The sequence below is a fragment of the Bacillus cereus group sp. RP32 genome (assembly GCF_040459735.1).
Classification (GTDB): domain Bacteria; phylum Bacillota; class Bacilli; order Bacillales; family Bacillaceae_G; genus Bacillus_A; species Bacillus_A wiedmannii.
This window is the reverse complement of sequence record NZ_JARVHO010000001.1, coordinates 948,285-964,733: the sequence shown is the minus strand read 5'-3', so window position 1 is coordinate 964,733 and position 16,449 is coordinate 948,285. Positions and strand designations below refer to the sequence as shown.

Below are 16,449 nucleotides of genomic sequence, written 5' to 3'. Positions count from 1 at the left end.
AAAGGAGTTATGTATGACAGAGAATTCTTTACATCTAGATAACCAACTTTGTTTTTCTATTTACGCCTGTTCTAAAGAAGTTACCCGCTTTTATCGACCATATTTAGAAGATATGGGTATTACGTATCCCCAGTACATTACTTTACTCGTACTATGGGAGCAAGATGGACTAACAGTAAAAGAAATTGGAGAACGTCTATTTTTAGATTCCGGTACGTTAACACCTATGTTAAAACGAATGGAATCATTAAAACTTGTAAAACGTGTTCGTTCCAAAGAAGATGAGCGCAAAGTTTGTATTAAATTAACAGAACAAGGTAAAGATTTAAAAGAAAAGGCTTGTTCATTGCCGACAACAATGGCAACAAATTTAGGAATTACAGAACAAGAATATCGTTCTTTATTAATTCAATTAAATAAACTAATTGAAACAATGAAAACAATTAATGATAGAAAAGGGGAATAAACATGGATAAATTATATACTGCTTCAGTAACTGCTACAGGTGGACGAAACGGAAAAGTAATTTCAGATGATGGCATATTAAATCTTGATGTAAAAATGCCGAAAGCACTAGGTGGTGCAGGCGGAGAGGCAACGAATCCAGAACAACTATTTGCTGCTGGTTATGCCGCTTGTTTTGATAGTGCATTACAACTTGTCATTCGTACAAAACGTGTGAAAGTAGAAAGTACAGAAGTAACTGCTCACGTTTCTATCGGAAAAGATACAGATGGTGGTTTCGGCCTATCTGCTTTACTTGATGTACATGTTGCTGGCGTCTCTCATGACGAAGCACAAGAACTTGTAGAAGCCGCTCACGGTGTATGTCCTTATTCGAAAGCAACAAGAGGTAATATTGAGGTTACATTAAACGTACGATAAAAAAATTTAGTAAATAAAAAAACGCGCGACATTCGTCACGCGTTTTTTGTTTTTGTCATTCTATGAATTGCCTTCCACGCTTCTTCTTTTCCAAGTCCTGTTTCAGAAGAGAATAGAACGATTTCATCGCCAATTTCAACAGCAAGCGTTTCTTTTACAACTTTTAAATGCTTTTGCCATTTCCCTTTCGGAATTTTATCGGCTTTCGTCGCAATAATAATTGTTGGGATTTCATAATGCTTTAAGAAATCATACATCATCACGTCATCATTTGTTGGTTGGTGACGTAAATCAACTACTAATACAGCTGCGTCTAATTGCTCACGTGTTGTAAAGTAAGTCTCAATCATCTTGCCCCATGCTGCGCGCTCTGTTTTAGATACTTTCGCATATCCATAACCTGGAACGTCAACAAAATGCATCATCTCATTGATCAAGAAAAAGTTCAACGTTTGCGTTTTCCCTGGTTTAGAAGAAATACGTACTAACTTTTTACGATTTAAAATTTTATTAATAAAGGAAGACTTCCCGACATTTGAACGACCTGCTAATGCAATTTCTGGTAAATCACTGTCTGGATATTGTTCTGGTTTAACAGCACTAATTACAATATCTGCTTTTGTTACTTTCATTGTTTCACTCCTACTAATGCGTGCTCCAATACTTCATCTAAATGAGATGCAAGCACAAACGTAAGGTTTTCTTTTACGCTTTCTGGAATATCATCTAAATCTTTCTCGTTTTCTGCTGGCAAAATAATTTTTGTTAAGCCTGCGCGGTGAGCACTTAATGTTTTTTCTTTTAAACCACCAATTGGTAATACACGACCACGAAGTGTAATTTCACCTGTCATCCCCACTTCTTTACTTACAGGAATACCTGTTAGTGCAGAAATAAGTGCCGTTGCCATCGTAATACCTGCTGACGGTCCATCTTTTGGAACTGCTCCTTCTGGAACATGAATATGAATATCATTTTTCTCATGGAAATTCGGATCAATCTGAAGTTCTTCTGCACGAGAACGAATATAGCTAAACGCTGCTTGTGCGGATTCTTTCATAACATCCCCAAGTTTCCCTGTTAAAATTAATTTCCCTTTACCTGGCGCTACAGACACTTCAATCGCAAGTGTATCACCGCCTGCTGCTGTATACGCTAACCCTGTTGCCATACCAACTTGGTCTGTTTTTTCAGCTTGCCCATAACGGAATATGTGCTTACCAAGTAAATCAACAATGTTTTTCTCTGTTACTACAATACGCTTGCGTTCTGCTGTAACGATAATTTTTGCTGCTTTACGACAAACTTTTGCAATTTGACGCTCTAGCGTACGAACACCGGCCTCACGTGTATAATAACGAATAATTTCAAGAAGCGCTTCATCACGTACTTGTAAATTACCTTTTCGTAAGCCATGCTCTTTTAATTGTTTCGGCAATAAATGTTCACGGGCAATGTGAACTTTTTCAAGTTCTGTATAGCCAGCAATCGAAATAATTTCCATACGGTCAAGCAACGGACCTGGAACACTTGAAAGTGTATTCGCAGTTGCTACAAACATAACTTTCGATAGATCATACGGTTCTTCAATGTAATGATCACTGAAGTTATGGTTTTGTTCTGGGTCTAACACTTCAAGTAATGCCGCTGATGGATCTCCACGGAAGTCGTTAGACATTTTATCAATCTCATCTAATAAAAAGACTGGATTAACTGTTTTCGCCTTTTTCATACCTTGAATAATGCGTCCTGGCATCGCTCCAACGTACGTACGACGGTGACCACGGATTTCCGATTCATCACGTACACCACCAAGGGATACACGGACAAAATTACGATTTAATGATGTTGCAATCGAACGCGCTAACGATGTTTTCCCGACCCCAGGAGGTCCTACTAAGCAAAGGATAGGTCCTTTTAATGAATTCGTTAACTTCTGCACAGCTAAATATTCAAGTACGCGCTCTTTTACTTTCTCAAGCCCGTAATGATCTTTGTTCAAAATCTCTTCAGAATGAGCAAGATCAATCATATCTTCTGTCGCTTCTGTCCACGGAAGTGCTAATAACCAATCCATATAATTACGAATAACACCGCTCTCCGCAGAACTTGCTGGTAACTTTTCATAACGGTCTAATTCTTTCAGTGCAGCCTTCATTGTTTCTTCAGGCATTCCTGATTGTTCAATTTTCTCACGAAGTTCTTCAACTTCCCCGCCCTTACCTTCTTTATCGCCAAGTTCAGTTTGAATCGCCTTCATTTGCTCACGTAAGAAATATTCTTTTTGCGTGCGCTCCATTGAACGTTTCACTTTTTGTCCAATTTTCTTTTCTAAACTAAGTAACTCTTGTTCATCTTGAATAATTGAAATAAGTGTATGTAATCGTTCCTTCACAGATACAATCTCTAAGATTTCTTGTTTCTGCTTCGTTTTAATCGGCAAGTGAGAAGCAGTTAAATCAGCTAATCTTCCTGGCTCTTCCACATCAGCTACCGTTGCAAATGTTTCATTTGAAACTTTTTTCGAAACTTTAATATATTGTTCGAAATGCTCCAGTAATGTACGCATAAGAGCTTTCTCTTCTAGATCATCTTCCACTTCTTCAGTTACCGTTTTGATAGAAACCTGCACTACATTCTCTTCTTCGATAAACTCTACTACTTCAGCTCTATGTAAACCCTCTACAAGGACACGAAGCGTACCGTTCGGCAATTTTAACATTTGCTTCACTTTCGCCACTGTACCTACACTATATATGTCATCTTCTTTCGGATCATCGATATTCATTTCTTTTTGCATCGCTAAAAAGATGATATTTTCATCCATTGCCGCCTGCTCTAGTGCTTGTATCGATTTATCACGTCCTACATCAAGATGCAGAACCATCGTTGGATATACGAGAACGCCTCTTAATGGTAGGAGGGGTACGATTCTTTCATTCGTATTCATACTAGACATAGCACCTCCATAATAAATTAAACTCCTGTTCAACTATTTTATATTACAATACATCTAGATGCAATTGCAGAGATTTTCCACAATTGTAAATCCCTCGTTTTTTCTCCCTTTTAAAAAGGAAAAAAGACTCCGCTTAAGCATACAAACTTAAACGAAGTCTGGCAAATTTTATTATCGTTCATTCTCACATTGATTGTGCATCTGTTTCGTCTACAGTAGTATGTATATCAAGGTCTCGATGCATATTTTCCTGCATAAATGTTAGCTCAAATACTTCTTTTAACTTACGAACAGGAATGATTTCAATTCCTTTTATTGTATACAAAAATGGTTGCATGTTTTCAGCAGGAATGATGACTTTCTTAGCACCTGCTTTTTTCGCAGCTTTTATTTTTGCGTACACACCACCAATAGGTTTCACTTCCCCGTGTATACTTATCTCACCGGTCATCGCTACTTCATTACTCACATACGTACGATGCACTGCTGAATATACACCTGTTGCCATAGCAATACCTGCCGAAGGCCCATCAATTGGGATACCACCTGGAAAATTAATATGTATATCGTACCCTTCTGGCAACACATCTAGAGAACGAAGTACTGTTAATACATTATCTACAGAACCTTTCGCCATACTTTTACGGCGAATGGATTTCGTTTGACTACCAATACTTTCCTCTTCCACAATCCCGGTAACATTTACCGACCCTTTATCTTTCGCCTTGATTGCTGTTACTTCAATTTCTAATAACGCGCCTGTATTTGGTCCGTATACAGCAAGTCCATTTACAAGACCGATTCTCGGAATAGGATAAATACGTTTTTCATATTTCGGTGTAAGTTGACTAGAGTGAACAACCCACTCTATATCTTCATCTTTAATGAAAGAACGTTCTTCATTTATTGCCATACCAGCAGAAATTTGTACAAGGTTAATCGCTTCTCGTCCATTTCTTGCATACATCCCGATCATTTCAACACCATTTTTACCTATTTGCATTTCCACTTTATCAGCTGCATTCTTCGCTACTTTTTGAATCTCTTCTGTATCTAACTCACGGAAAAACACTTCTAAACAGCGTGACCGAATAGCAGGAGGAATCTCCTCTGGCGAACGTGTCGTCGCCCCAACTAAGCGAAAATCGGCTGGCAAACCTTTTTGAAAAATATCATGTATATACGTTGGAATCATCGAATTTTCTTCACTATAGTACGCACTTTCCAAAAATACTTTCCGATCTTCTAGCACCTTTAACATTTTGTTCATTTGAATTGGATGTAATTCACCAATCTCATCAATGAACAAAATACCACCATGCGCATCTGTTACAGCCCCTTTTTTCGGCTGTGGGATACCCGCTTGCCCCATTGCACCTGCCCCTTGATAAATCGGATCATGGACTGAACCAATTAATGGGTCTGCAATACCACGTTCATCAAATCTTGCTGTCGTCGCATCAAGTTCGATAAATGTTGCATTCGTACGAAATGGAGATTTCGGATTGCGTTTCGCTTCTTCCAATACAAGACGTGCTGCCGCTGTCTTCCCGACACCTGGCGGACCATATATAATTACATGTTGCGGATTCGGACCACAAAGAGCCGCTTTTAACGACTTAATCCCGTCCTCTTGCCCTACAATATCTAAAAAGGATGTAGGACGTACCTTCTCCGCAAGCGGCTCTGTTAAAGAAATCTCACGCATTTTACGAAGCTGTTCTAATTCTTTTTTCGATTCTCGATCAATTGAAACTTTTTGTGTTCGCTGATTTCGAAGTAAATGCCAAAAATACAATCCGACAATTACACCAAAAACAAGTTGAACAAGTAAAAATATATTTGTCCAGCTCATAATTTATTTCCTCCCGCAATGTTTTATCACTTAGTATTTCCGCGGAGGAACATAGCTAAACATAAAGAAAAACAGCAATTATAAAAATTGCTGTTTCTTCTTCGCACTATGCAGATGTTTTTGTATCAAGTACAGTACCGTCTTGTAACACCAATTTCGGCGGTTCATTATCAGCTACTGTTTCTTTCGTCAGAATACACTTCTCGATATCTTTGCGAGATGGAAGTTCGAACATTACATCAAGCATTAAGCCTTCAATAATAGAACGAAGTCCACGAGCACCTGTTTTACGTTCAATTGCTTTTTTCGCAATCTCAACTAGTGCACCTTCTTCAAACTCTAACTCAACATCGTCAAGCTCCAATAATTTTTGGAATTGCTTAACAAGTGCATTTTTCGGTTTCGTTAAAATATCTACAAGAGCATCTTCATCAAGCGGCTCTAGGTTCGCAATAACTGGAAGACGACCGATAAACTCCGGAATTAAACCGAATCTTAAAAGATCCTCTGGTAAAACGTGAGATAAAACATGCTTCTCATTTACATCAGCATTTTTCTTCTCAGCACCAAATCCAATTACTTTCTCACCAAGGCGACGTTTAATAATTGGCTCAATGCCATCAAACGCTCCACCACAAATGAATAGGATGTTCGTTGTATCAATTTGAATGAACTCTTGATGCGGATGCTTACGACCACCTTGAGGTGGAACGCTCGCTACAGTACCTTCTAAAATTTTCAGAAGTGCCTGCTGTACACCTTCACCAGATACATCACGTGTAATTGATGGATTTTCGGACTTACGTGCCACTTTATCAATCTCATCAATATAAATGATTCCTTTTTCTGCTTTCTCTACATCATAATCAGCTGCTTGGATTAATTTTAGTAAGATGTTTTCTACATCTTCCCCTACATATCCAGCTTCTGTTAAAGATGTTGCGTCCGCGATTGCAAATGGAACATTTAAAATACGCGCTAATGTTTGTGCCAATAATGTTTTACCACTACCAGTTGGCCCAATAAGTGAAATATTACTCTTCGCTAATTCTACATCATCAATTTTACTGTTAGAATTAATGCGTTTGTAATGGTTATATACCGCTACCGCTAGTGCTTTTTTCGCGTTATCTTGTCCGATGACATACTCATCTAAGATTTCACGAATTTCTACCGGTTTCGGTACATCTTTGAATTCTACTTCTTCGTCCTTCGCAAGCTCCTCTTGTACAATTTCAGTACAAAGTTCGATACATTCGTCACAAATGTAAACACCTGGACCTGCAACTAACTTTCGAACTTGCGTTTGTGTTTTACCACAGAAAGAACATTTTAATTGACCTTTTTCATCATTAAATTTAAACATATTTTCACACCCCTTACAAAGTGCTAACCTCTTGCCTTCGTATGTACACGATAAATGTATCGTATGTAAATACATATTATGTCACTACGTGGCGAGAAATACAAATAATATGACTAGTTATGTACAAATAAAAAAATTTTAAAACTTTTGAAATATGTATATTCGACTTGTAAAGGAAGTTTTCCTTCTTCATCGAAAAGTTTTATAAATATATTTCTATATTTATAAAACAAGGCACGATTAAAATCGCGCCTTGTTATTTTATTATGCAGCGTTGTCTACTAAGAAGTCTACAGCTTTACGCACTTTAAGGTCTTCAGATAAAGCGTCTACGCTTCCAAGAGCTTGCTTGATAGCGTCTACTGGCATACCGTACATTTCAGCCATTTTTTCAACTTCTGCAGTTACTTCTTCTTCAGTAACTTCGATGTTTTCAGCTTCAATGATAGCTTCAAGAACAAGATTGATTCTTACGCGTTTTTGAGCGTCTTCTTTCATTTGCTCTTTTAACTTGTCAGCGTCAGTACCTGTGAATTGGTAGTAAAGCTCAAGGTTCATACCTTGTTGGCTTAAACGTTGCTCGAATTCACGAACCATACGATCTAACTCAGTGTCGATCATAGCTTCTGGAATCTCGATTTCAGCGTTAGCAGCAGCTAATTCTACTACTTCGTCACGTACTTTGTGCTCAGCTTCGTGCTTTTTGCCTTCTTCTAAGTTTGTACGAAGTTTTGTTTTTAATTCATCAAGAGTTGCAACTTCTTCGTCAGCTTCTTTAGCGAACTCGTCGTTTAACTCAGGAAGTTCTTTTGTTTTGATTTCGTGAATTGTTACTTTGAATGTAGCTGGTTTACCAGCTAATTCAGCAGCGTGGTACTCTTCTGGGAATGATACTTCAACTTCTTTAGAATCACCAGATTTAAGACCAATTACTTGCTCTTCGAAACCAGGGATGAAAGTACCAGAACCGATTGCAAGAGAATAGTTTTCGCCTTTTCCGCCTTCAAATGCTTCGCCATCAACGAAACCTTCGAAGTCGATTACAGCTGTATCACCGTTTTCAACAGTTCCTTCTTCTTTAACAACTAGTTCAGCTTGACGCTCTTGTAAAGATTTTAATTCGTTCTCTACATCTTCGTCAGTTACAGTTGTTTCAACTTTTTCTACTGCTAAACCTTTGTACTCACCTAATTTAACTTCAGGCTTCACTGTAACTTTTGCAGTGAAGATAAGGTTAGCATTTTTTTCGAACTTCTCGATGTTGATTTCAGGATGATCAACTGGGAAGATACCAGCTTCATCGATCGCTTCACCGTATGCTTTTGGTAAGATGATATCTAAAGCATCTTGGTATAAAGATTCGATACCAAAGCGTTGTTCGAATAACGGACGAGGCATTTTCCCTTTACGGAAACCTGGTACGTTAATTGTTTGTACTACTTTTTTGAACGCAGCGTCGATAGAGTTGTTTACTTCTTTAGCATCAACTTCGATTGTTAAAACGCCTACGTTACCTTCTGATTTTTCCCATTTTGCAGCCATTTATTCTTTCCCTCCAACTATAATAATGTATGCACATACCTCTATAGATTAAAATCTTCATTATCTCTTTTTTGAAATAACAAAAGTACAAATAATCCTCTAGCAAAAGCTTTCAGATATAATGTTCCAATCTACTAATTGTCTAAAAGACAACTACGGTATATTTTGTTCGAGAATAATATGAAACATATTAAGTAAGAGAATTACACTTCTCTTCTCTTACAAACAGGCAGATTTCTGCCTTTTGCAACCCTTACATTATAACATAGAATATGCTCGTTTCAAGAACCGAACGATTCTTTTTCATAATTATACGGGCAAATATCCTTCTCTTTCAACACGTAATAACCATTGATAGGCAATATGAAACTCTTCTAATTCAATATTATACGCTGTCATAAGCTCTTCTTCATCAATAGTCAATCCGAAACGCTTTCTTCCAATTCTCTCTAAAACAGCAGCCCAAATCTCCACTTTATCCATTAATAGAGCGAATGGGAAAACGCTAATTCGCAATTCTTTCCAATATGTAACCATCGCATCAAATATATCGGGATAATTTTGCTCTAATCGGCTTGATAATGTATGTATAATGTTATCGGATTGCTCCTCATTATGACCTGTAAATGCTGGAATCACCTTGATCGTATTCCCAAACTTTTCTACCTCTATCTCTTCTTCTATTTGATTTTCTATCATTTTATATAAAATAGAAGTTTTCAAATAAGGGTGCTGTTTTTCGTCTATTAAAAATTTCTTTAAAATAGGTAATGCAAGATCCAAGTCTTTTAACGAAAGTTGCTGAATCGCTCTTAGCTTTTGTCCAAAGTTTTCTCCAAACATTTCATTAGTAAACTCATCCAATTCAAAATTCGAATCGACTAGTGACGTATCTACTTCACTTAACATACCTTCTGCAAATAAAGCGAGCTGTGCTAATTTTTCCTTTTGCTCAGGCATTACATCTTTCGTTTGCAAAACCTTTTCAACGATTTCAATGACACCTTCATAATCATTTGTTTGAACTAAAATCGTCACATATGTTTCCAGAATATCACCAAATAATACAGCTCCTGTTTCAAGTAACTGTTCACATTTGTCTTTCGCTTCTTCCATATGTTTTAATTCTAACAAACAAATAACAGAAGCGAGTTCCGTTTGTTCCGTTTCTGCATTATACTGACGTAATATTTCAAAGCAGCGCAATGCACCTTCGAATTTCCGCTCTTTCAGTGCTAAAAAACCTTCATCAATATATCGCTCTGATAGTTGTGGAAACAATACGACCGTATTTTCTTTTTTATCCATACGTCCGCCTCTTTTTCTAGATTTTAATTATCTTTAAAGTAAATATATCAAATGAGTAATAAGAACACAACATCCCGAAATCCTTTGTTTGAAATATGAAAATATTTAATTTTTATATTTCGATATAAACAAATCCTTACTAAAAATTAAAAATGTACAAATAAAAATCCTCAGCAATTAAAGCAGAGGATTCATCATTAATGGAAAGCTTTTATAATAGTGGGGTATATAACAAGGGTAATAATTTGGAGAACAATAATTGCCATAACAATCATGCTAAAATAGAAGATTAGTTTACTTCGCTTCATTAAAAACATAATAATAAGCATCGTACAAGCAAACAAACTTAAGAAGAACAAACTCGTTGTCGAACTAAGTATACCACTCGGGACAAAGAACAATAACACTACACTACAAGTACCTATAATTCCAAATAACCATTCCATTCATTCACTCATTCCCTTTCCCTCTCATGGCAGTTTTTTTACTAAGCGATTAAATGTTTTACAACATCAACTACATACGTTAATTTCTCATACGCTACAAATCCAAAAGCAACTGTTAAACCCGTTACAATTAATCCTTTCATCATTTCTTCCTCCTCGTTTTATCGTTGTTACCTTTATTATAGAGGATTAGCAATTTGTTACCATCGAACTTCCTTACAGTTACCTTACAGAATTGTAAGATTTCAAAATGGATAGAAAAAAACCTCATATTACTTGAGAGGTTTTCACGGAATTTCTCTATAATTACTTGCAAAATTAACTTTTTCTCCTGGTTATTTTTCGGAGAATCCACTCTTAAACTGATAGATTTACTAAATAACTTAGGGTTGAAATAATTATTCGTTACTTTTCTTAACTTACCTTCAAATGTTTTTAATTATAAGAAAACACTTTATTGAAATCGTGTTAATATATTTTTATACAATTAAGAATTTAATTTAAAAGGGGGATTATGTATGTTTAAAAAAATGGCTGCAGATGTATTAGGGCTAAGCGATGTAGGTTCTGTCATTACACCGAAAGATTACGATAAAGTTGATGCTGATGATTACGTGATGCATGAAGATGGGGAGAAAATTTATTTTCTAATCAAATCAAAATCAGATGAATATTGTTTCACAAACAAAGGATTAATCCACCTAGATGGTACAAGTGCAACAAGTAAAAAACGTACACTACGCCGCTTTAGTTATAGTAAGTATCAAATTAAAAACGTAGCACTTGAAACTGCAGGAACGATTGATTTAGACGTAGAAATTAAGTTCCAGATGGGGGATGAGCATTATTCAATTGATGTTAATAAAAAACATATTGAAGAATTAAAAGATTTATATAAGGCTTTACTTAAAATAGAAGAAATTTCATACGACAACGATATTACATTGCAGTATGCACATAAAAGTCTAGATATGGCATCTAACGCTTTCAGCCGTATTTCAAACGCACAAGTAAATTTAGCAGAACAATTTAAAGAAATGAACGAGATCGCCTTTAACTGGCTCGTTGATACGAAGAAACAATATAACGTGAAAGATTATGGTTTTGTATTTGAGAAGTTTATTAATAACTAAACAAGAAACCCTTGTTATCAAAAGATAACAAGGGTTTCTTAGCGTCCCAGGAGAGATTTGAACTCCCACTCCGCCCATTCCCGTACTATTTTATATATTTTGATCGCAGTCTTAATATATCTTCTCCTTCACGAATGCCTGCCGATCCCTTCCTCACATTTTTTACGACAGTCCAATCTGGGTTAGTTTCATCACCGATGTTCTGTACTGTAAAGTTGCCATCACCATATTTCCGGTGACCTTCTGCCAATTTCTCTGTTAAATCATTCTCATTTGATCTAGCCATCTTTGCGCCATCTCCCTTTTTTATACAACCTTCTTAAACTGTCCAACCAATCACACGTCCAGTCAATTGGAGATTCTCGTTTTCCGCTTCTATTAATTGTAACACACTGTCGGGGATAAGTTCCGATAACGGCTGCTTAATCGTACTAGAATGGTAAAAAGTTTTATAACATTCTAAGTGAACAATTGGGATAATATAGATATGGATTTAAGTTTCATCATAAGCCTATTGATTCTTTAAATTAAACAAGAGAAATAGGGCGCATAAATAGCGCTCTTTTCTTAATGCACTTTAATCTATTGTATATAATAATTATCATATGTTACTTTATATTTTTTACACCTCTTGCACATACATCAATTTTTAAACAAACAAAAAACCTTGTTATCAAAAGATAACAAGGTTTTTTTAGCGTCCCAGGAGAGATTCGAACTCCCGACCGTACGCTTAGAAGGCGTATGCTCTATCCGGCTGAGCTACTGGGACATGGAGCGGGTGAAGAGAATCGAACTCTCGACCAGAGCTTGGAAGGCTCTTGTTTTACCACTAAACTACACCCGCATATGTTATTTTATTTTTCTTCGTTAGCGTTGTTGCCCTATCGACAATATTTATTATATGTATAACCATACATAAAGTCAACACCTTTTTTAAAAGAGGATAATTTTTCTTATCCTCTTTTAAAAACTGCTTGTTCAACTAGTTGTCCGTCTAATGTTTCAAAACGAACATCCATTTGATTTTCATCCATTTCTAATAAAGCAAATGTCTTTTCTACACGCTGACGTGGCAATAAAATACTGCCTGGATTAATAAATAAAACGCCATCGATTAATTCTGCACCTAATACGTGAGAGTGTCCGAAGCATGCAACTTGCGCCCCTACCTCTTCCGCATGGTACGCTAATGTTTGTAATGTCATTTTCACGTTATGACGATGTCCGTGCACAACTACGAAACGAATGCCATCTACATCAGTTACAATTTCATCTTGAAAGTTAGCATAATCACAGTTCCCTTTTACAACATGGAAACCTTGCAGCTCTTCATGAGCAGGCGTTAGCTCTGAATCACCGCAATGAATCATGACATCTACTTTTCCTTCATAGTTCTCTTTCAACTGCTGTAATTCCTTCACGGAGTTATGACTATCGCTTACGATTAAAGCTTTCATCAATCTCTCTCCCTTATTTTCCTAAAAACCATTCAGGGATTTTTTCTTCTAGCTTACGAAGAGCACGTCCACGGTGGCTAATGGCATTTTTCTCATCTGAACTTAGTTCCGCCATCGCTCTTTTATATTCTTCCACATAAAAAATCGGATCATATCCAAAGCCATTTTCCCCGCGGCGCTGCTCTAAAATATACCCTTCGCACGTCCCGTTTACAATGACAGGCTTTTTATCACCTTCAGGGAAAGCCACTGCTAATGCACAGTAGAAACGAGCTTTACGCTTTTCAAACGCTATTTCATTTAATTCTTGTAACACTTTATCAATATTCGCTTGATCATCTTTCGGCTCTCCAGCAAAACGAGCTGAATACACGCCTGGTTTTCCATTTAAAGCATCTACAATAAGACCTGAATCATCCGCGATTACGATCGCATTCAGCTGTCTACTCAGACTATCCGCTTTTAAGATCGCATTTTCTTCAAATGTTTCACCAGTTTCTTCGACTTCTTCAATATGAGGAAAATCGTGCAATGATTTTACTTCTAAATCAAATCGCTCAAATAACTCAGCAAATTCACGTACTTTCCCCATATTTTTTGTCGCTACAACAACTTGTTTCATACTTTCCACCTCTACTCTATATGAGATACGATGTCACCTAACGCTTCTTTTTGCATGTCGATTAGTTGGAAGATACCTTGTTCCGAAGCATCAAGTAATTCATTTAACTGCGCTCTGCTAAACGTCGCCTCTTCTCCAGTTCCTTGCACTTCAACAAACTGACCTTTTCCAGTCATAATTACGTTCATATCAACGTCTGCTTTAGAATCTTCTGCGTAGTTTAAATCTAAAACAACACCTTGCTCTTCAACAATTCCTACTGACGTTGCTGCTAAATAATCTTTTACTGGAATTTTAGATACTTTTTCTGCTTGTAATAACTTCTCAAACGCTAATACCATTGCTACATATGCACCTGTAATAGAAGCAGTTCTCGTTCCACCATCCGCTTGAATAACATCACAATCAATCCAAACCGTTCTCTCACCAAGTGCTTCTAAGTCAACTACCGCACGTAATGCTCGTCCAATTAAGCGCTGGATTTCCATTGTACGTCCTGTTACTTTCCCTTTACTTGATTCCCTAATTGTACGTTGTTCTGTTGCACGTGGAATCATCGCATATTCAGCTGTTACCCAGCCCTTTCCTTCTCCACGCATAAACGGTGGGACACGCTCTTCAATTGTCGCTGAGCAAATTACCTTTGTATCCCCAACCTCAATTAATACTGATCCCTCTGGATGTTTTAAATAATTCGTATGAATATGTATATGGCGTAATTCTGTTTTCTCTCTACCATCTACTCGCATAAAAATAACCTCCTCATAACTACTTGTTAGTATAGCCAAATTTAAATGTATGATATGTATACAATAAAAGAAGAGGAACCCAAAAAGTAATTCCCCTTTCTTACTTAAGTATATCAAATTATTGAAGATTAAAAACTACCTGTATTCACGTTTTCTGGACGATCGACAGGTTTTATTAACTTTCCGCCCTTTTCATCTATAAGATTCGCTTTACCATTTACTTCAATAGAAACACTTTTCACGCCTTTCTTTTCTGTTAAAGATAAAACTAACGACTTCAATACGTAATTTGAAACCATATTTTTATCTGGGTTTATAAATATATTTTCATTAAAGTTTAATGTAAGATTTCCATCTTGTAACTTCGGATTCGTAATCAACTTAACTCCTGGATTAAAATCATTCAGAAGCGATTGATGAATCGGTCCTTTTACAAGTTCATCTATAATTGCTGCATAATCATTTTCTTTTCCTTCTACAACGCGGCGTGTTACTGGTACGTAGTATTGCTGCTTATTATTATTTTGCGCCATAAAATAAAGTGTAACCGGTTTTGTATTTGTTACATCCGCTACTTGTTCATCATCGAAGTTGATACCATTAGCACGGCTCACCCCTTCACCAATCGGTGTACCACCAACAGGCATCTTTGCCAATTTCTCACCATTTATTTGGAACTGCACTTGCTTTATTTCTTTAAATTGCGTCAACGTCCAGGCTATTGACTCAACCATCTGACGCTCTTCCTCTTTTGCATAGTTTTTCATTTCTTTAGAGAAATCAATGACTGCCGTCCCATCTTTTTTCAAATCTAGTGTCATCGATGTATTCGCTGGAATGACTGCACGGAACCCATTCGGTAATAAATTCGTTACCGGTCCATCTTTCACAAGGTACTCTAACGTTTGCTGAATGACCTCATTCGCTTTCGGAGTAGGTATAGCTAACGTTTGCGGTACAACATAACCATTTTTATCAACAAGGTATAGTTCTCTATTCACCGTTTGTCCTTGCTTATCTTTCTTAGCTACTTCTTTCTTTCCACCCTCTGTATACGTAACTTGTTTTGGCGGATCAATTTGTTCCGTTGCTTTCTCCTGATTTATAAAGCCACACCCTGTTAGTAAAACAGCGCTCACAGTAGCACCAACAACCCATTTAAAAGTGGATTTAGGCATACCATTCCCCCCTAAAATCTAAGTTTGTACTATTATGTATACGAGCTGTTTCACTTTTTAGAACAAGCTGTGCTTCCTATAAACAAAAAAACTCCTGATTTCTCAGGAGCTCATTTATATGGATTCTACTATTATTCTTTTTCTAAATGAATATGTTTCACATTTTCAATCGGTTGACCGAACCATTTTGATGCAATTTCTTTAAATAGGCCTATTTTTCCTGTCGTTAAGAAGAGATGATCACTTTGTTCCTCTCCCTCATTCAACATTTTACTATGGTATAAAATTGTACTTACTTCGCGCGCTGTTTCATCACCTGAACTAATTAGTTGTACTCTATCTCCCATTACTTTTTTAATAACAGGACCTAAAATTGGATAATGTGTACAACCTAAAATAAGTGTATCAATATCAGTATTTTTCAGCGGTTGCAACGTTTCTCGTACAACTTCATACGCCATTTCACTTTCAAAATTCCCACTCTCTACAAGCTCAACGAAAGGCGGACACGCTAAACTTTCTACCATAACACGGTTATTAATAGACTTTAGCGCTTCTTCGTATGCACCACTTTTCACCGTTCCAATCGTTCCAATAATCCCAACATGATACGTGTTTGTCACTTTTAAAGCTGTACGTGATCCTGGGTGAATAACTCCTACCACTGGAATTGGTAATTGTTTCTGCATCTCTTCTAATACAACCGCAGTTGCTGTATTACACGCAATAACTAACATTTTGATATTTAAATCTAGTAAATGCTCCGTCATTTCCCACGTAAATTGACGCACTTCTTCTCGAGAACGTGGACCATAAGGGCAACGTGCCGTATCCCCTAAATATATAATACGCTCTTTCGGCAACTGACGAATTAATTCCTTCGCTACTGTTAAACCGCCAACTCCTGAATCGATAACACCGATTGCTCTATTCAAATTCATCACCC

The 16,449-nt window shown here is 36.8% G+C and carries 16 protein-coding genes and 2 tRNA genes; 3 read left to right on the top strand and 15 right to left on the bottom strand.

The window, feature by feature from the left end:
• Positions 1-13: 13 nt before the first annotated feature.
• Both QCI46_RS04995 and QCI46_RS04990 read left to right on the top strand, forming a co-directional pair.
• Positions 14-466 carry a MarR family winged helix-turn-helix transcriptional regulator gene (locus QCI46_RS04995; RefSeq protein ID WP_088064515.1) on the top strand — a complete coding sequence of 151 codons (453 nt, stop codon included), beginning with the start codon at positions 14-16 and terminating at the stop codon, positions 464-466.
• 2 nt (positions 467-468) lie between these two features.
• Positions 469-885, top strand: coding sequence for an organic hydroperoxide resistance protein (locus QCI46_RS04990; RefSeq protein WP_353839723.1), 417 nt, complete (start codon positions 469-471; stop codon positions 883-885).
• 35 nt (positions 886-920) lie between these two features.
• Here QCI46_RS04990 and ysxC read toward each other — a convergent pair whose 3' ends face one another.
• The 7 genes from ysxC to QCI46_RS04955 all read right to left on the bottom strand — a co-directional run bounded on the left by ysxC (position 921) and on the right by QCI46_RS04955 (position 10,361).
• Positions 921-1,517, bottom strand: coding sequence for a ribosome biogenesis GTP-binding protein YsxC (gene ysxC / locus QCI46_RS04985; RefSeq protein WP_000869124.1), 597 nt, complete (start codon positions 1,515-1,517; stop codon positions 921-923).
• Positions 1,514-3,844 carry an endopeptidase La gene (lon, locus tag QCI46_RS04980; RefSeq protein ID WP_327958966.1) on the bottom strand — a complete coding sequence of 777 codons (2,331 nt, stop codon included), beginning with the start codon at positions 3,842-3,844 and terminating at the stop codon, positions 1,514-1,516. The genes ysxC and lon overlap by 4 nt, the downstream gene beginning before the upstream one ends.
• A gap of 184 nt (positions 3,845-4,028) precedes the next feature.
• Positions 4,029-5,699, bottom strand: coding sequence for an ATP-dependent protease LonB (gene lonB, locus QCI46_RS04975; protein WP_000119166.1), 1,671 nt, complete (start codon positions 5,697-5,699; stop codon positions 4,029-4,031).
• A 106-nt stretch (positions 5,700-5,805) separates the two neighbouring features.
• Entirely contained in the window at positions 5,806-7,065 is a 1,260-nt protein-coding gene (clpX, locus tag QCI46_RS04970; protein ID WP_000472285.1) for an ATP-dependent protease ATP-binding subunit ClpX, read from the bottom strand.
• A 264-nt stretch (positions 7,066-7,329) separates the two neighbouring features.
• Positions 7,330-8,607 carry a trigger factor gene (tig, locus tag QCI46_RS04965; RefSeq protein WP_088093531.1) on the bottom strand — a complete coding sequence of 426 codons (1,278 nt, stop codon included), beginning with the start codon at positions 8,605-8,607 and terminating at the stop codon, positions 7,330-7,332.
• A gap of 309 nt (positions 8,608-8,916) precedes the next feature.
• The gene (locus QCI46_RS04960) at positions 8,917-9,915 is read right to left on the bottom strand and encodes a hypothetical protein (protein WP_353839722.1); all 999 of its coding nucleotides are present in this window, start codon (positions 9,913-9,915) and stop codon (positions 8,917-8,919) included.
• 197 nt (positions 9,916-10,112) lie between these two features.
• The gene (locus tag QCI46_RS04955; RefSeq protein WP_081110174.1) at positions 10,113-10,361 is read right to left on the bottom strand and encodes a hypothetical protein; all 249 of its coding nucleotides are present in this window, start codon (positions 10,359-10,361) and stop codon (positions 10,113-10,115) included.
• Positions 10,362-10,879: 518 nt separating this feature from the next.
• Between QCI46_RS04955 and QCI46_RS04950 the strand changes: the two genes are divergently transcribed.
• On the top strand, positions 10,880-11,494 hold the full coding sequence (locus QCI46_RS04950; protein WP_353839721.1) for a PH domain-containing protein: 615 nt from the start codon (positions 10,880-10,882) through the stop codon (positions 11,492-11,494).
• 85 nt (positions 11,495-11,579) lie between these two features.
• On the opposite strand, the gene QCI46_RS04945 is transcribed toward QCI46_RS04950, so the two are convergent.
• From QCI46_RS04945 to racE, 8 genes are all read right to left on the bottom strand, one after another.
• Entirely contained in the window at positions 11,580-11,780 is a 201-nt protein-coding gene (locus tag QCI46_RS04945) for a hypothetical protein (protein WP_000124458.1), read from the bottom strand.
• 412 nt (positions 11,781-12,192) lie between these two features.
• Positions 12,193-12,266: transfer RNA gene (locus QCI46_RS04940), tRNA-Arg, on the bottom strand.
• Position 12,267: 1 nt separating this feature from the next.
• Positions 12,268-12,341: transfer RNA gene (locus tag QCI46_RS04935), tRNA-Gly, on the bottom strand.
• A gap of 109 nt (positions 12,342-12,450) precedes the next feature.
• The gene (locus tag QCI46_RS04930) at positions 12,451-12,954 is read right to left on the bottom strand and encodes a metallophosphoesterase (RefSeq protein WP_353839720.1); all 504 of its coding nucleotides are present in this window, start codon (positions 12,952-12,954) and stop codon (positions 12,451-12,453) included.
• A gap of 13 nt (positions 12,955-12,967) precedes the next feature.
• Positions 12,968-13,576: an XTP/dITP diphosphatase gene (locus QCI46_RS04925; RefSeq protein WP_353839719.1), complete on the bottom strand. Its 609-nt coding sequence runs from the start codon at positions 13,574-13,576 to the stop codon at positions 12,968-12,970.
• Positions 13,577-13,587: 11 nt separating this feature from the next.
• Positions 13,588-14,325: a ribonuclease PH gene (gene rph, locus QCI46_RS04920; RefSeq protein ID WP_353839718.1), complete on the bottom strand. Its 738-nt coding sequence runs from the start codon at positions 14,323-14,325 to the stop codon at positions 13,588-13,590.
• A gap of 128 nt (positions 14,326-14,453) precedes the next feature.
• On the bottom strand, positions 14,454-15,503 hold the full coding sequence (gene gerM / locus QCI46_RS04915; RefSeq protein ID WP_098089285.1) for a spore germination protein GerM: 1,050 nt from the start codon (positions 15,501-15,503) through the stop codon (positions 14,454-14,456).
• Positions 15,504-15,634: 131 nt separating this feature from the next.
• Positions 15,635-16,444, bottom strand: a complete 810-nt coding sequence (gene racE, locus QCI46_RS04910; protein ID WP_353839717.1) for a glutamate racemase — start codon at positions 16,442-16,444, stop codon at positions 15,635-15,637.
• Positions 16,445-16,449: the final 5 nt, after the last annotated feature.

Excerpts from the sequence above, each read along its gene's own strand:
- QCI46_RS04925 (WP_353839719.1), bottom strand. The coding sequence starts at position 13,576 with ATGAAACAAGTTGTTGTAGCGACAAAAAATATGGGGAAAGTACGTGAA.
- lon (WP_327958966.1), bottom strand. The coding sequence starts at position 3,844 with ATGTCTAGTATGAATACGAATGAAAGAATCGTACCCCTCCTACCATTA.
- QCI46_RS04990 (WP_353839723.1), top strand. The coding sequence starts at position 469 with ATGGATAAATTATATACTGCTTCAGTAACTGCTACAGGTGGACGAAAC.
- tig (WP_088093531.1), bottom strand. The coding sequence starts at position 8,607 with ATGGCTGCAAAATGGGAAAAATCAGAAGGTAACGTAGGCGTTTTAACA.
- QCI46_RS04945 (WP_000124458.1), bottom strand. The coding sequence starts at position 11,780 with ATGGCTAGATCAAATGAGAATGATTTAACAGAGAAATTGGCAGAAGGT.
- racE (WP_353839717.1), bottom strand. The coding sequence starts at position 16,444 with ATGAATTTGAATAGAGCAATCGGTGTTATCGATTCAGGAGTTGGCGGT.
- QCI46_RS04995 (WP_088064515.1), top strand. The coding sequence starts at position 14 with ATGACAGAGAATTCTTTACATCTAGATAACCAACTTTGTTTTTCTATT.
- QCI46_RS04950 (WP_353839721.1), top strand. The coding sequence starts at position 10,880 with ATGTTTAAAAAAATGGCTGCAGATGTATTAGGGCTAAGCGATGTAGGT.
- clpX (WP_000472285.1), bottom strand. The coding sequence starts at position 7,065 with ATGTTTAAATTTAATGATGAAAAAGGTCAATTAAAATGTTCTTTCTGT.
- lonB (WP_000119166.1), bottom strand. The coding sequence starts at position 5,699 with ATGAGCTGGACAAATATATTTTTACTTGTTCAACTTGTTTTTGGTGTA.
- QCI46_RS04960 (WP_353839722.1), bottom strand. The coding sequence starts at position 9,915 with ATGGATAAAAAAGAAAATACGGTCGTATTGTTTCCACAACTATCAGAG.
- rph (WP_353839718.1), bottom strand. The coding sequence starts at position 14,325 with ATGCGAGTAGATGGTAGAGAGAAAACAGAATTACGCCATATACATATT.
- ysxC (WP_000869124.1), bottom strand. The coding sequence starts at position 1,517 with ATGAAAGTAACAAAAGCAGATATTGTAATTAGTGCTGTTAAACCAGAA.
- QCI46_RS04930 (WP_353839720.1), bottom strand. The coding sequence starts at position 12,954 with ATGAAAGCTTTAATCGTAAGCGATAGTCATAACTCCGTGAAGGAATTA.
- QCI46_RS04955 (WP_081110174.1), bottom strand. The coding sequence starts at position 10,361 with ATGGAATGGTTATTTGGAATTATAGGTACTTGTAGTGTAGTGTTATTG.
- gerM (WP_098089285.1), bottom strand. The coding sequence starts at position 15,503 with ATGCCTAAATCCACTTTTAAATGGGTTGTTGGTGCTACTGTGAGCGCT.